At 63.0% G+C, this 14,645-nt stretch carries 12 protein-coding genes and 1 pseudogene; 7 read left to right on the forward strand and 6 right to left on the reverse strand.

What is annotated here, in order from left to right:
- Positions 1–36: 36 nt before the first annotated feature.
- From AAEQ75_RS04860 to AAEQ75_RS04875, 4 genes are all read right to left on the reverse strand, one after another.
- Positions 37–924 carry a DMT family transporter gene (locus AAEQ75_RS04860; protein ID WP_143504797.1) on the reverse strand — a complete coding sequence of 296 codons (888 nt, stop codon included), beginning with the start codon at positions 922–924 and terminating at the stop codon, positions 37–39.
- Between the two features lie 127 nt (positions 925–1,051).
- A complete protein-coding gene (locus AAEQ75_RS04865; RefSeq protein ID WP_143504798.1) occupies positions 1,052–1,867 on the reverse strand; it encodes a sugar phosphate isomerase/epimerase family protein in 816 nt (271 codons plus the stop codon).
- A gap of 156 nt (positions 1,868–2,023) precedes the next feature.
- Positions 2,024–3,073 (reverse strand): Gfo/Idh/MocA family protein, encoded by a 1,050-nt coding sequence (locus AAEQ75_RS04870; protein ID WP_143504799.1) that lies wholly within the window; start codon positions 3,071–3,073, stop codon positions 2,024–2,026.
- A 280-nt stretch (positions 3,074–3,353) separates the two neighbouring features.
- Positions 3,354–4,130 carry an IclR family transcriptional regulator gene (locus AAEQ75_RS04875; protein WP_343351031.1) on the reverse strand — a complete coding sequence of 259 codons (777 nt, stop codon included), beginning with the start codon at positions 4,128–4,130 and terminating at the stop codon, positions 3,354–3,356.
- Between the two features lie 698 nt (positions 4,131–4,828).
- Here AAEQ75_RS04875 and AAEQ75_RS04880 point away from each other — a divergent pair.
- The 7 genes and pseudogenes from AAEQ75_RS04880 to AAEQ75_RS04905 all read left to right on the forward strand — a co-directional run bounded on the left by AAEQ75_RS04880 (position 4,829) and on the right by AAEQ75_RS04905 (position 13,270).
- Positions 4,829–5,299, forward strand: a complete 471-nt coding sequence (locus AAEQ75_RS04880) for a tripartite tricarboxylate transporter TctB family protein (protein WP_074856956.1) — start codon at positions 4,829–4,831, stop codon at positions 5,297–5,299.
- Positions 5,300–5,312: 13 nt separating this feature from the next.
- A complete protein-coding gene (locus AAEQ75_RS04885) occupies positions 5,313–6,827 on the forward strand; it encodes a tripartite tricarboxylate transporter permease (protein ID WP_036998328.1) in 1,515 nt (504 codons plus the stop codon).
- Positions 6,828–6,896: 69 nt separating this feature from the next.
- Positions 6,897–7,898: a tripartite tricarboxylate transporter substrate binding protein gene (locus AAEQ75_RS04890; protein ID WP_074856962.1), complete on the forward strand. Its 1,002-nt coding sequence runs from the start codon at positions 6,897–6,899 to the stop codon at positions 7,896–7,898.
- 113 nt (positions 7,899–8,011) lie between these two features.
- Entirely contained in the window at positions 8,012–9,301 is a 1,290-nt protein-coding gene (locus AAEQ75_RS04895) for an OprD family porin (protein ID WP_343351032.1), read from the forward strand.
- Positions 9,302–10,257: 956 nt separating this feature from the next.
- A pseudogene (locus AAEQ75_RS21915) lies at positions 10,258–10,488 on the forward strand (HAMP domain-containing protein); the annotation flags it as partial.
- Complete coding sequence (locus tag AAEQ75_RS21920; RefSeq protein ID WP_430523456.1) at positions 10,480–11,343, forward strand: methyl-accepting chemotaxis protein; 864 nt, start codon at positions 10,480–10,482, stop codon at positions 11,341–11,343. The pseudogene AAEQ75_RS21915 and the gene AAEQ75_RS21920, both read left to right, overlap by 9 nt.
- Before the next feature lie 232 nt (positions 11,344–11,575).
- Positions 11,576–13,270, forward strand: coding sequence for an FAD-dependent oxidoreductase (locus tag AAEQ75_RS04905; protein ID WP_343351034.1), 1,695 nt, complete (start codon positions 11,576–11,578; stop codon positions 13,268–13,270).
- Positions 13,271–13,350: 80 nt separating this feature from the next.
- Here AAEQ75_RS04905 and pcaC read toward each other — a convergent pair whose 3' ends face one another.
- On the reverse strand, positions 13,351–13,746 hold the full coding sequence (gene pcaC, locus AAEQ75_RS04910; RefSeq protein ID WP_074856978.1) for a 4-carboxymuconolactone decarboxylase: 396 nt from the start codon (positions 13,744–13,746) through the stop codon (positions 13,351–13,353).
- Between the two features lie 101 nt (positions 13,747–13,847).
- A complete protein-coding gene (gene pcaD / locus AAEQ75_RS04915; protein WP_343351035.1) occupies positions 13,848–14,636 on the reverse strand; it encodes a 3-oxoadipate enol-lactonase in 789 nt (262 codons plus the stop codon).
- Positions 14,637–14,645: the final 9 nt, after the last annotated feature.

The following is a 14,645-nucleotide window of genomic DNA, read 5'->3' on the forward strand; positions in this document are numbered from 1 at the left end:
ACGAACTGGTTAGTTTTCTGTTCGATTATCGAACACCTATGTTTTCTGACGCCCTCGCCCATTCTGCCAGGCCGCCGCCAGACCACTGAGGCAGATGATGAGAATACCGACCAGCGCGGTGCTGTCCGGCTGATGCTGGAACACCAACAAACCCAGCAGCCCGGCGAAGATGATCTGCCCATAGCCGAACGGCGCCAGCATCGCCGGCGCCGCGTAACGGAAGGAATGCGTCAGCAGCAAGTGTGCGGCCATGCCACAGCCCCCCAACGCCAGCATCATCAGCCCATGCGTGACGCTGGGTATCTGCCAGAAGAACGGCACCAGCAGGCTTATCACCAGGGTGTTGACCAGCCCGGCGAAGAAGTTGCTGGTGGTGGCGCTGTCCACGGTACTAAGGCGCCGAGTCAGTATCTGATAGAGACTGAAGCACAGTGCAGCGCTCAGCGGTAACAACACCGCCGGGGTGAACAGATCGCCACCGGGATGGACGATGATCATCACGCCGACAAAGCCAACGATCACCGCGACCCACTGCCCGCGGCTGACCTTCTCGCCCAGCAGCGGCACCGACAGGGCAGTCACCAGCAAGGGGGCGAGGAAGATCACCGACGTTGCTTCAGCCAACGGCATGAACATCAGGCCCGTGGTGAACAGCAGGCTGACGCCAAGCAGGCTGAGCGCCCGCAACACCTGTAAACCGGGACGCTTGGTGCGAAGCACGCGCAAGCCCGACTGTGGCAGGAAGATGCCGGCCATCAACAGTGTATGCACGACGTAGCGTGCCCAGACGATCAGGACGATCGGATAGAAGCCGGACAGGTACTTGGAAATCGCATCGTGACTGGCGAACAGAAAGGTCGCCAGCACCATCAGCGCAATGCCCTTGAGTGGATGATTGACGCCGGATAGCGGTTTGGAGCTCATGGGATACTCGGGATGCGGCAAGCCGCGCAACCATAGATAGGTAGCTAACTATACAGACCGCCATATCGTGCCGCCTATGACCCGCGTGACAGTATTCGACCCGCGGGTGACAGGCGGCATCGAGGCGCTACAAGCGCTCCAGCAGTCGCAGGGTCTTGTCCATGGCCATCTGCGCCCGCTGCAGCGCGCTGACGCCCTGCTCGAGCAGTTGCCGTGTAGGTATTTCCAGGCTCAGGGCAATACTCGGCGGCAGCGCACGCAGCAGACCTAGCAAGTCGCTGTCGCCATCACCGGGGAAACGCCGTTCGTTGCGCGCCTGGCGCAAGATCTCGTCCATGTCATCCGGACGCGGGCCGTTGACATCACACAGTTGCGCGTAACGCATGCGTTCGGCCGGCACCTGCGCCAGGTCCGCCAGGCTCGAACCCGAGCGATCGAAGTGGAAGGCATCGACCAGAATGCAGCCGTTAGGCCGGTTGGCCGCATCGACAATGCGCTTGGCCTGGGTCAGGTCACGCGCATTGGTCCAGGGCATGAACTCCAAATGCGGGAACAAACCAAATGGCGCGGCCAGGTCACAGACGGCGGCGAAATTGTCGGTCAGGCGCGCTTCGTCAGGGTCGTTGCCAGCGATCAATACGTCTGTAGCGCCAAACTCGGCGCCCACGTCGAAGATGGCCTCGAAGTCGCTGACCCGGGTATCGGGCTTCAGACGCAGAATCTCGATATCCGCCACCTTGATCCCGGTATCGCGCAGGCGCTTGAGCGTCTGTGCGCGTAATCCGGCATCAGCCATCAACGGAAAGTGATGCTCCTCGGCCGTGGCCGGCACCAGGCGCAGGCCCACATGACTGTAGCCAGTGCGCGCGGCGATATCGACCATTTCCGGCGGTGAAACTTCGAGGACGGTGAGGGCAGCCAGGGACAGAATACGTTCGCTCATGATGACTCTCGTGTTTAGAGGGTGTTTACAAAGCAGCGAGCGAAGGTCAAGCAAGGCGAAAGCAGTCGAAAAAGCGGAGTGTACGAGTAGTACATGAGCATTTTGAGACTGTTTTCAACGCAGCATGACCGAGCGCAGCAATTTGTAGGCGCCCTCTCAGATGGTTTCAGGGTTACAGGCCTGCCCACTCTCCGCCGCCTGGCGGATGGCCTCGACCAGTGCCAAGGTACGACCGGCATCGGCGGCGCTGACCAGCGGCTGAGCCTGGCCTTGGGCAACTGCGATGAAATGCAGCAACTGACGGCGCAAGACTTCGCCGGCATCGAAACCTTCCTGCACCTGCAACAACGGCTGGTGCCAGCCGGCGCCGTCCTCGGCGTAGTGCCAGCGCTTGAGCTGCGGAATGCTCAGGGCGCCGCGCGTACCGGCGAGCAGGTAGCAGGGCTGGTCGGCCTGGCGCGGATAGACCGGGTTCTCGCCGGAATCCAGCTCCCAGCTCCAGGGCGCGGCAACGGCGTCGGAGCCAGTCAGGCTGCCCAGCGCACCACTCTCGAACTGCAACAGCACCACCGCGCTGTCCTCGTTGGCGAAGCCGCGCACGCCATTGCTGGTGATGGCTTGCACCTGGCGCACCTCACCACACAGATGGCGCAGCAGGTCGAGGTCATGAATCAGGTTGGTCAGCAACATGCCGGCCCCGGCTTCGCGGCGCCAGGCAATGTCGTAGTAGCTGTCGGGCTTTTGCACCTGCCACAACGCGGTCACCATGGTCAGTCGACCGAGACTGCCCTGCTCGATCAGCTCGCGGGCGCGGGCGATCAATGGATTATGTCGACGATGGTGGCCAACCAGTACCGGCACACCGGAACGCTCGCTGGCAGCGACCAGCTCACGCACCTCGTCCAGATGCACGCCCACCGGTTTCTCCAGGAGCACCGGTACGCCAGCGGCGATGCAATCGAGCGCCGTGCTGACGTGCAGTGCGTTGGGGTTAGCGACGATCACCGCCTCAGGTCGCGCCTGCTCCAGCATCTGCAAGTGATCGGCGAAATACGGCACGCCGCATTCAGCCGCGAAGTCAGCCGCTTGCGGGCCTGGATCGGCGATGGCACAAAGTCGCGCCTCGGTCAGAGCCTGCAGGTGTTGGTAGTGCTGACGGCCCATGACACCGGCGCCGATCAGGGCAATACGCAAAGGGGAAGTCACGCGGCGATCCTCTTGTTGTCGTTCTCACGCAAGCGCACCGAATGCATCAGGCGCAGACCTTTTTAATATTTAGAACTCAGTTCCAAAATTTACGCAAGACGAAAATACAGAGGAGTTTTGCGCGGTACGGAAACGTCGTAGGGTGTGCCGTGCGCACCGAAACCGGCAAAGGAATCGGACTCGACAGGCCGTAGCAGCGGCCTCTGCAGCGAATCACCGTGCTTCGCGGCTGAAGCCGCTCCTACAATGACGTGGCCGTGGGCGTGTCGCTTCTAGCCGATCAGGCAAACAACTCGGAGGCAGGGCTGGCAGCGGACAACTCGTCGGCAGCAGCCAGCAGATCTGCGGCCAGCTCGTGCATGCGCGCAAGCGGCAAACGTGCGCTCGGGCCGGCGATGCTGAGCACACCGATCACCCGACCATCACGCGGGTCACGCACCACGGCAGCCAGCGCTGCGGTGCCGATCGACGAACTTTCCATGACCCAGGCATAACCCTGCTGACGCGCCAGAGCCAGGCGCTGCAGCAACTCCTGCTCGTTGCGTGGCGCATTTGGGCCGACGTCGGCAGGGTCGGCGATACCCTGCCGCGCCACCAACGCCAACGCTTCTGCATCGCTCATACTGGCCAGCCAGGCGTGCCCGGATGCGGTGTAGAACAGCGGCGCGTCACGCCCCATGTCAGGGTCGTAGCGCAGGCCGGAACGGGCGCCCTGGCTCTTGGCAATCCAGGTCTGGCGCTCGCCCTCGATCACGCCAAGGCGTACCAGCTCGCCGCTGGTTTCGGCCAGGCCATCGAGAATCGGCTGCACCACATCAGCGCCGCTGTTGGTCAGATAGCGAAAGCCCAGCGCCACCAGTTTGGTGGAAAGCCGATAGCGACTGGTGAGCGCATCCTGGCGTACGTAACCCAGGCGAATCAGCTCGGCGAGCATGCGATGCGTGGCGCTCTTGGGAATATCCAGCTCATCGGCCAGCGCCTGCATCTGCAGGCCACGGGCGTCGCGAGTGAGGCTTTCGAGAAGGCTGAGCGCGCGTTCGATCTGACTGCCGGCCATGAGAATATCCTGAAAAATTTGCGCCGATTCTAACAGGCCGTAGGAGAACTACCTGCGTTGGCAATACTGCGTTAAAAACGACCTCAAAATGCTCATTTACAAAACGTAAACTGCGCTTTTTCGGTCGTTTTTGCCTTGGTCTTGCCTGCCTCGCCTACGTTTCCAACGGCCTGCTGAGAGACAAGCGCCCGCCGATGCGAGCCAGACGCACGCCTGCCTCTGGATGCAGGGACGCGGACGCGCGATACTGCCGACGCAACGCGCAATGTACTAACTGGTTCGTTCTTGTTCGGTTATCGAACAGAACCCCGTTTAGCGAATTGAAATGGCCAGCCTGGTCGGCTCACTATTCCGACCACGCCTGAAAACGAAGCGATCTTCTGCCTGGTGCATCACGCTTCGAATGTTTCAGCAGCCAATAAATATAAGAAGGTCAATTGTCATGTCACAGCCTATGCACCTGCGTGCCCCGGCCTCCCATGCCACAGCCAGGGCCACTCCTTGCCCGGCCACCAGCTCGTTGCTCGACGACTGGTCATCCCTATCGACGCTAGCCATGCCCGTCCTCGCCCCTGCCTGTCATGGCATGCACAGGAGCTTCCGGCCGCGCCTGATCAGCTCGCTGCTTGCCAGACTGCTACCTGCGCGCAAAGCCTGACTCAGCCCCTTACCCTCCCCCATTCTGTCGGAGCGATAGCATGAACAAGACAGACAAGATGCTGGTCGGCGAGCGCACGTTCTGCGCTCTGCTGCTGGTGTTCAGCCTGGTGATCTTCTACCTGGCCTACCAGATTTCCGGCTTCTCCTCGGCCAACTCTCCAGGCGCCTTTCCTATCGGCGTGGCGCTGGTAATGATCCTGTCGGCGGTGAAGATTGCCTTCGAACTGGTTGGCAAGGCACGCCCCGACTGCAGTGGCTGGCTCGATGCCTTCCAGCAGTTCCGTAGCCAGCATTTCCCCAGGGCTGTGCTGATCTTTGGCCTGCTGGCCGTAACGTACCTGGCGGCTATTCAGTGGGTCAGCTTCTACGTCAGCACCTTCCTTTTCCTTGTGCTTTCGATCGTCTACCTGCGCAATGGCCGCGTTCTCAACGCCATCCTGATCGCAGCTGTGTTGCTGGTGCTGATCTATCTGCTGTTCAGCCTGGCCTTCAGCGTTTACCTGCCATAACGAGGCACCCGAGATGAGCGATACCTTTTCCTACCTGCTGATGGCCTGGAGTGATCCGCAGCTGCTGATGCTGACTGCGCTGGGCACCTTTGCCGGCATTTATATCGGCGCCATCCCAGGCCTGTCGGTGACCATGGCAGTGTCCATCCTGGTGTCCTTCACCTTCTCCTGGGACGTCAACGACGCCCTGGCGCTGATCGTCGGCATCTTCATTGGCGGCGTTTACGGTGGCTCGCGCAGCGCCATACTGCTGAACATCCCCGGCGCGCCCTCCTCAGTGGCCACGGCCTTCGATGGCTACCCACTGGCACAACAGGGCGAAGCCGGACGCGCCATCGGCCTGAGCACCGTAATGTCGGTGGTCGGCGGCATCGTCGGCACCATCATGCTCGCCAGTGCCGCACCGCTGATCGGCGATCTGGCTCTGCGGTTCGCTCCGCGCGACTACTTTCTGGTGGCGACCATCGGCCTGCTACTGGTCGGCAGCCTATCCGAAGGCTCACTGGCCAAGGGCATCTTCGCTGCAGCACTGGGTGCGATCATCGGTCTGGTAGGCATGGACCCGGTCACCGCCGAAGGGCGCTTCACGCTCGGCCAGGTCGAACTGATGGGCGGCATCCACTACGTGGTGCTGATGATCGGCCTGTTCGGCGTCGCCGAGGCCTTCTATCAATTGCATAACCTGGACAGCCCGGTGATTCGGCAGAAGGTCGACAAGATCCTGCCGTCCTTCGCCATGGTCCTGAAATTCCTGCCGCTGTCGATCCGCACCTCGATCATCGGCGTGGTGGTCGGCGTGTTGCCGGGCGTCGGCGGTGACATCGCTGCACTGATGGCCTACGACCATGCCAAGCGCACCGTGAAAAATCCGTCCAAACCATTCGGCAAGGGAGCCTACGAAGGCCTGGTCGCCCCGGAAACCGCCAACAGCGCAGCGGTCGGTGGCGCCTACGTGCCGATGCTGACTCTGGGCATGCCTGGCGACGCGGTTACGGCGGTGATCATCGGCGCCCTGGTCGTGCATGGTCTGAACCCCGGCCCGATGCTCATGGTAGAGAACCCGCACATTTTCTACTTCACCGTCGGCAACCTGCTGCTGGCCAACGTGTTTCTGATGATCTTCGGCCTGATGGGCATCAAGCTGTTCGCCAAGTTCGTCGAAATGCCCAAGGCCGTGCTGATTCCGCTGATCCTGGTGCTCTGCGTGGTCGGTACCTACTCGATCAACAGCAGCATGACCGAGGTGTACTGGATGCTCGGCTTCGGTGTGCTCGGCTATTTGCTGAAGATCTTCGGCTTCCAGATGGGCCCGATCATCCTCGGCGCCATCCTCGGCCCGCTGATGGACACCTCGTATCGCCAGGCGATGTCCTCGGCCGGCGATCACCCGGGGGAGCTACTGCAGGGTCTGGTCACCAGCCCGCTGTCGCTGATCCTGACCAGTGCGGTAGTGCTGATTCTGCTGGGCAACACCCCGCTACTGAAGAAACTCAAGAGCAAGTTCAGCCCCGCCTCCGCGCGCGGCTGACACACGAGCACCAACAGGTGTGCCCCGACCTTGACTGGGGCTCACAACAACAAGCGATGGAGAGTCCCGATGTTCAAATCCCTTCTGACCGGCGCCGCCCTCGGCCTCAGCGCCCTGACTATGGCTCTGCCGGCCCATGCCGAATACCCCGAGCGCAGCATCCAGGCGGTCATTCCCTGGGGCGCCGGCGGTGCTACCGACAACGTCATGCGCAGCCTGACGCCCTACGTGGAAAAAGAACTGGGCGGCAAGTTCATCCTCAACAACCGTCCGGGCGGCACCGCGGTGATCGGCAGCACCTTCGTCAAGACCCAGCGTCCTGACGGTTACACCGTCCTGCTCGGTGCAGAGAACCCGCAGCTGTACAAAGTGCTGAAACTGGCCGACTTCGACTACGCCGACTTCTACCCGGTGAGCATCATTGGCCAGAACGTGGTGGTGATCGCCGCCAACGCCGACGCGCCGTTCAACAACATGGCTGAGCTGATGGCTGCCGCCAAGGCCAACCCGGACACCCTGCGCATGGGCTCCACTGGTGCCGGCGGCTTGCCGAGCACCGTCAGCGCGATGATCAACGCTGTGGACGAGCTGAAAGTGCGTGAAGTGACCTTCGGCGGCGACGGCCCCGGCATCACCGCACTGATGGGCAATCATATCGACTTCATGCCGCTGAGCCTGGCCGCCGCGCGCGAGCTGGTACGCAGCGGCAAGCTCAAGGCCCTGGCCGTGTTCGCCACCGAGGAAACCCCGGAACTGCCGGGCGTGGAGCCGATCACCAAGTCGCTGCCGGCCATCGCAGAGTACCTGCCGTGGGGTCCGTTCTGGGGCGCCTTCGTACGCAAGGACACCCCGGATGACGTCAAGCAGAAGCTGGTCGATGCCTACGCCAAGGCCGTGGCCAATCCCGAGTTCCAGGGCTTCCTGAAGAACTTCGGTGCACAGAGCCTGAACCTCAACGGCGCCGAAGCCGAGGAGTTCCTCAAGCGCTGGCAGTCGGTCACCACCTGGTCGATGTACAAGGCCAAGGCCATCGAGATCTCCCCGGACTCGGTCGGCATCGCCAAGCCCTGACCTGCCCCTGACGCACCTCCGCCGCTAACGGCGGCACCCCCTCTTTTTTGCGTATCTGCCTGCGCGGAGGGGGGTAGTGCACCCTGAAGATCGACCACAGAGGAACGATAACAATGAAAACCACCGTTACCCGCCTGCTGCCCAGCGCACTGGCCATGTCCGTCATCGCCGCACTGCCAGTTGGTAGCGTCCACGCTGCCGGCTTCGTCGAGGACGCCAAGGTCACCCTCGGCCTGCGCAATTACTACTTCAACCGCAATTACCTGAACGGCACTGATCCGATGATCGGCCCGGCAACTAATCGCGAGCGTCAGGGCCAGGCCGAAGGCTGGACTCAGAGCTTCATTCTCGATGCCCGTTCCGGCTTCACCGAAGGCACCGTCGGTTTCGGCCTGGATGTGCTCGGCCTTTACAGCATCAAGCTGGACGGCAACCGCGGCGCCGCCAATACCCAACTGATGCCTATTCACGACGACGGCCAGGCTGCTGATCAGTTCGGCCGTACCGCCGTGGCGGCGAAAACCAAGATTTCCAAGACCGAACTGAAGGTCGGTGAGTGGTTCGCCGTACTGCCGATCCTGCGCGCTGACGACGGCCGCTCGCTGCCGCAAACCTTCCAGGGCGCACAGCTGACGTCCAACGAGATCGATGGCCTGACCCTGTACGGTGGCCAGTTCTGGAAGAACAGCCAGCGTAACGATGCCAGTCGCGAAGACATGTCGTTCAACGGCGTAGCAGGCGATGACTTCAACTTCGGTGGTGGTGAGTACCGCTTCAACGGCAACAACACCATGGTCGGCGTCTGGCACGCACGCCTGGAAGACGTCTACCAGCAGAGCTACGTGCAGCTGACCCACAGCCAACCGGTCGGTGACTGGGTACTGGGTGCCAACCTTGGCTACGTTACCGGCAAGGAAGAAGGCGCGGCCAAGGCCGGCAATCTGGACAACAAGGTCTATCAGGGCGCACTCACTGCCAAGACCGGCAACAACAGTTTCATGGTTGCCTACCAAAAGCTCAGCGGCGACACCAAGTTCATGCGTATCGACGGCGCCAGCGGCGGCACTCTGGTCAACGACGGCTTCACCAACAGCTATGACAACCCGGAAGAACGCTCCTGGCAGATTCGCCATGACTACAACTTCGCCGGCCTCGGCATTCCGGGTCTGACCTTGATGAACCGCTACGTCAGCGGTAGCAACATCGACGTCTACACCAATGGCGTGAAAACCCGCGAGAACGCCGAGGAATGGGGCCGCGAATCCGAGCTGGCCTACACCATCCAGGAAGGCACGCTGAAGAACCTGAGCATCCGCTGGCGTAACTCCGATGTGCGTCGCGACGCGGGCCAGGATCTGCACGAGAACCGTCTGATCATCAACTACCCGCTTTCGCTCCTGTAAGCATCACGCGGCATCGCTGCACAAGTGACTCCTAGTGTTACGGCACGTTCAGCCCGTCCTCGTGACGGGCTTTTTTTTGATGTGCACCTGTTCGAGGAAGTACCACCATGCGCTGGATTATCGAACGCAGTGCCGACCTCAAGGTCGGCCACAAACTCCTGCTGGGTTTCTCGCTGGTCATGCTGCTGACCCTGGCAGTGGCTCTGGGGGGCTGGCGCACCGCCAGCGAGATTCTCGGGCATGCCGGGCAATCGCTGCAGGTCGCGGACCTCAAGCAGCAGATCCTGCAACTGCGCCTGCTGGAAAAGGACTACCTGCTGGCGCCGCTGGCTGGCCATGAGGTGGCAATCACCGAGCAGCACGCACGTATCGCCGCGGACCTGACGGACATCGCCAGCGATACCGAGCAGTTCCAACAACTGCAACGAGGCAACGACGCCTACCTGCAGCAATTCACCCAATTGCGTGCTACCCAGTCTCAAGCCGGCACGGCGCAGACCGGGATGGCGATACGCGCCGATGAGGCGCTGATCCAGTTCGAGATGGTCACTCAGGACCAGTTCAACCTGATCCGCGACCAACTGCTCGACGGCGAAACTGGCGCACAGAACAGTCTCGACCAGGCCGAGGCGGCAGCCCGCCTGAGCCATATGCTGTTGCTACTGCGCCTGGCGGAGGGGCAGTTCATCCGCAGTGCTGACAACGCCGATACCGACCTCTGGCAAGCGCGGTTCGTGACCATGACCGAGGCGGCGCAGCAACTGCGCACGCAACTGGCAGCCCTGCAGCAGGCCTCCCTGGACGAAGCGCTGCGCGCGCTCGACAGCTACCGCGAATCCTTCGAGCACTACCGCCAGAGTCGTGAGGCAGAGCAGCAACGCCGCAGCCAACTGACCGACCTGGCGCAGGGCATGTTGCAGCAAGGCAGCGATCTGCAGCAGCACCAGCAACGCGTCATGCATGAAGGCAATCGCACGTCGCTGCAGGCTCTTGCCCTGCTTACCGCCGCCGCCTTGCTGCTGGCGCTGCTCGCCAGCTGGCTGATTCGCCGCCTGATCGTCGGGCCGTTGCAGCATTGCCTGCTGCTGGCGCAACAGGTTGCAGCCGGCGACCTCAGCGGTGTTCGCAGCGCCATCCGGCGTGACGAGGTCGGCCAGCTTCTCGGGGCGCTGCAGAGCATGCGCGACCACCTGCGCGAACTGATCGAGCAGATAGGCGGCAGCGCCACGCAGATTGCCGCGGCGGCAGAACAGCTGTCGGCCGTCAGCGAACAGACCCGTGCGGGGGTGCGCGAACAGAGTGAGGAGTCCGGCCAGACCGCCAGCGCCATGCAGCAAATGGTCGCCAGTGTGCAGCAGGTGGCGGGTGACGCCGAGCACGCCTCGCAAGCCGCGCAACAGGCCGAAGCGCAAACCCGCGACGGTGATCGCCAGGTGCGCCAGGTCGTCGAGCAGATCGAGCGCCTGGCCAACGAAGTGGCGCACACCGGGCAGACCGTCGGCCAGGTGCAAGGTGAGAGCCAACGCATCGGCAGCGTGCTGGATGTGATCAAGTCCATCGCCGAGCAGACCAACCTGCTCGCGCTCAACGCCGCCATCGAAGCGGCACGCGCCGGTGAACAAGGCCGCGGCTTCGCCGTGGTCGCCGATGAAGTACGCGCCCTGGCGCGCCGCACCCAGGACTCGACTAGCGAGATCGAAGCGCTGATTGCCAGCCTGCAGCATCGCGTGCAACAGGCCGTCGCTCAGACGCAGGCCAGCCAGAGCCTCAGCCAGGATGCAGTGAGCAGCGTCGAGCGGGCCGGTCAGAGCCTCACGCAGATCAATCAGGCCGTTGCGCTGATCGAGCAGATGAACCAGCAGATCGCCAGTGCCGCCGAGCAGCAGAGTGCGGTGGCGATGGACATCAACCGTAGCCTGGACAACGTGCGCAGCATCGGCGAGCAAAGCGCCAACGCGACCGAACAAACTGCACTGTCCAGCGCCGAGCTGGCCAGGCTGGGTGGCGAGTTGCAGCTGCGCATCGGTCGCTTTCGTACGTGAGGGCTGGAGCTGAGCAGTAGGGTGGACAACGCGCAGCTTGTCCACCATCGCGGCTCGTGAGCAAGACTCAATCACTGCCCTTTCGCGGATTGCATCCGCGCTACACCGGCAATAATTGATCGCTAACCGCACGACTTCCCGGGTGAATCATCCGACAGTGCTTGGCGCCTCGAGAGTCGCCACATAAAATCCGGAACCAAGTTCCAATAAATAACAAATGCGGAGATCTGCCATGTCCAATGCCCCACTCGACTGCGACCTGCTGGTAGTCGGCTCCGGCGCGGCCGGGCTGGCCGCTGCGGTCAGCGCCGCGCACCTGGGCAAACGGGTGATCCTGGTGGAGAAGGACGCGGTGCTGGGTGGCGCGACCGCATGGTCCGGCGGCTGGCTGTGGGCACCGCGTAACCCGCTGGCCCAGCGCGCCGGCATCGTCGAAGATATCGAGCAGCCGCGTACCTACCTGCGCAACGAGCTGGGCGAGCATTACCGCCCCGAGCTGGTGGACGCCTTTCTGCAGAACTGCCCGGACATGGTGGCCTTCTTCGAGCAGCACACCGCGTTGCAATTCGTCGATGGCAACGGCATCCCCGACATGCACGGTGACACGCCCGGCGCCGCCACCGGCGGTCATCAGGTCATCGCCGCGCCCTACGATGGCCGCGAGGTGCTCGACCTGTTGCCGCGTCTGCGCAAGACCATGCGCGAGACCTCCTTCATGGGCATGCCGATCATGGCCGGCGCCGATCTGGCCGCCTTCCTCAACATGACCCGCTCGCCCAAGGCGCTGCTGCACGTAATCCGCCGCTTCACCAGCCACCTCTACCATCTGGCTCGCTATGGCCGGGCCATGCACCTGGTCAATGGCGTGGCGCTGGTCGCCCGCCTGGCCCGTTCAGCGCAGGATCTGGGCGTGCAGATGCTGGAGTCCACACCCGCGCAGCGCCTGATCGTCGAGAACGGCAGCGTATGCGGCGCCGTGGTGCTGTATGCCGGCGAAGAAATGACTATCCGCGCCAAAGCGGTGGTGCTGGCTGCTGGCGGTTTTCCCAACGATCCGGAGCGGCGCCAGGCGATGTTCCCGCGTGATGCCAGCGGCCACGACAACCTCGCCCTGCCACCGCTCAGTTGCTCCGGCGACGGTCTGCGCCTGGGAGAATCCGCCGGAGGGCGTGTAGCCGATGATCTGCGCTCGCCAGTGGCCTGGGCGCCGGTGTCCAAGGTGCCCTACCCCGACGGCAGCGTCGGCCATTTCCCGCACATCATCGACCGTGGCAAGCCCGGCATCATCGGCGTGCTGCAAAACGGCCAGCGCTTCGTCAACGAGGCCGGCGGCTACTACGACTACGTCGATGCCATGCTCAAGGCCATCCCCGAGGATCAGGAAGCCTGCTCCTGGCTGATCTGCGACCACCGCTTTCAGCGCCGTTATGGCCTGGGCTTTGCCCGCCCGGCACCGCTGCCGCTGTCGCCGCATATCCGCAATGGCTACCTCAAGCGCGGTGACAGCCTCGAAGAACTGGCTGTTGCCTGTGGCATCGACCCGCTTGGTCTGGCCACCACCGCCAGCGAATTCAATCGTCATGCGCGTCAAGGCGAAGACCCGCAATTCGGCCGCGGCAGTACGCCCTTCAATCGTCGCAGCGGCGATGCGCAACACGACGGCCCCAACCCCTGCGTGGCCCCCATCGAGCAGGGGCCGTTCTATGCGGTAAAGGTACAGCCGGGCTGCTTCGGCACCTTCGCCGGGCTGCGCACCGACGGCCAGGCGCGGGTACTGGACGCACATGGCCAGCCGATACCGGGGCTGTATGCAGCAGGCACCGATATGGCCAGCCCGCTGGGTGGGCATTATCCGTCCGGCGGCATCAACCTCGGGCCGGCGCTGACCTTCGGCTATATCGCCGGACGCCACGCCGCTACGCTCTGACGTCCGGCACGCAGGACGAACAGGCATAAAAAAGCGCCGCCCGGATGCGTGGTCCGGGCAGCGCTCCATTGCTCGCGGGCTCAGTCCTGCAGCGATTCCACACCCAGCTCGTCCCAAACGGCTTCGGCGAGGTGGAAAGTGGCGTTGGCCGCTGGAATGCCGCAGTAAATGGCGCTCTGCATGATCACTTCCTTGATCTCTTCGCGGCTCACCCCGTTGTTCTTCGCCGCGCGCAGGTGCAGCGTCAGCTCGCCCTCGCGGTTCATGCCGATCAGCATGGCGATGGTGATCAGGCTGCGTGTGTGGCGCGGCAAGCCCGGGCGCGTCCAGATATCGCCCCAGGCGTGACGGGTGATCATCTCCTGGAACTCACTGTTGAACGGCGTGAGCTTCTCCAGGCTGCGGTCGACATGGGCGTCACCGAGTACCGCACGGCGCACCTGCATGCCGGCTTCGTAGCGTTGTTTCTCGTCCATCGATCAATCCTCGAATTGGATATGTAGGAGCGAGCTCTGCTCGCGAAGCGCTTGCGTCGCAATGTTCGCGAGCAGAGCTCGCTCCTACGGAAAAGCGGCGATCAGGCGCGCAGGAAATCCAGTACGCGTTGGCTGAACTCATCACCAGCCTGCACGTTGGACAGGTGCGCGGCATAGAACTCCACCAGTTCAGCGCCAGCGATGCGCGCCTGCATGAAACGGCCGTCCTCGGTGGTGGTGACCGGGTCGCCACTGCCGCAGACGATCAGCGTCGGCGCACGGATGGCGCCCAACTGCTCGCGGTAGTCGGCATCGCGCACGGCCGCGCAGTTGGCTGCGTAGCCTTCGGGCGAAGTCTGCGCCAGCATGCCGACGATGGGCTCGACCTTGCCCGGATTGGCCTCGGCGAAATCAGCGGTGAACCAGCGCGAGATCGAGGCATCACGCAACCCGCGCATGGCATGCTCGCCCTCGGCCAGCACCATCTCGATGCGCGGGTTCCACACCTCGGGCGTGCCGATCTTGGCGGCGGTGTTGCACAGCACCAGGCGCTCGATGCGCTCGGGCGCATTGATACCCAGCCACTGGCCGATCAGACCGCCCATGGACAGCCCGCAGAAATGCGTCTTGGCGATACTCAGCGCATCGAGTAGGGCCAGCACGTCGCGACCGTTCTGTTCGATGCTGTATGGCCCTTCGCTAACCAGCGAGGCGCCATGACCACGGGTGTCGTAGCGCAACACCTGGAAGTGCTGGGTGAAGGCCGCGATCTGCGCATCCCACATGTGCAGGTCGGTGCCCAGCGAGTTGGACAGCACCAGCACCGGCGCACCGGCCGGGCCTTCGAGCAGGTAGTTCAAATCGCCATCGGCGAGACGTACGGCAGGCATGGATAACTC

Origin of the sequence: Pseudomonas sediminis, assembly GCF_039555755.1 — a bacterium.
Lineage (GTDB): Bacteria > Pseudomonadota > Gammaproteobacteria > Pseudomonadales > Pseudomonadaceae > Aquipseudomonas > Aquipseudomonas mendocina_D.

Coding starts and splice junctions, on each gene's coding strand:
- AAEQ75_RS04885 (WP_036998328.1), top strand. CDS start 5,313: ATGAGCGATACCTTTTCCTACCTGCTGATGGCCTGGAGTGATCCGCAG.
- pcaC (WP_074856978.1), bottom strand. CDS start 13,746: ATGGACGAGAAACAACGCTACGAAGCCGGCATGCAGGTGCGCCGTGCG.
- AAEQ75_RS04880 (WP_074856956.1), top strand. CDS start 4,829: ATGAACAAGACAGACAAGATGCTGGTCGGCGAGCGCACGTTCTGCGCT.
- AAEQ75_RS04895 (WP_343351032.1), top strand. CDS start 8,012: ATGAAAACCACCGTTACCCGCCTGCTGCCCAGCGCACTGGCCATGTCC.
- AAEQ75_RS04860 (WP_143504797.1), bottom strand. CDS start 924: ATGAGCTCCAAACCGCTATCCGGCGTCAATCATCCACTCAAGGGCATT.
- pcaD (WP_343351035.1), bottom strand. CDS start 14,636: ATGCCTGCCGTACGTCTCGCCGATGGCGATTTGAACTACCTGCTCGAA.
- AAEQ75_RS21920 (WP_430523456.1), top strand. CDS start 10,480: ATGCGCGACCACCTGCGCGAACTGATCGAGCAGATAGGCGGCAGCGCC.
- AAEQ75_RS04905 (WP_343351034.1), top strand. CDS start 11,576: ATGTCCAATGCCCCACTCGACTGCGACCTGCTGGTAGTCGGCTCCGGC.
- AAEQ75_RS04865 (WP_143504798.1), bottom strand. CDS start 1,867: ATGAGCGAACGTATTCTGTCCCTGGCTGCCCTCACCGTCCTCGAAGTT.
- AAEQ75_RS04875 (WP_343351031.1), bottom strand. CDS start 4,130: ATGGCCGGCAGTCAGATCGAACGCGCGCTCAGCCTTCTCGAAAGCCTC.
- AAEQ75_RS04890 (WP_074856962.1), top strand. CDS start 6,897: ATGTTCAAATCCCTTCTGACCGGCGCCGCCCTCGGCCTCAGCGCCCTG.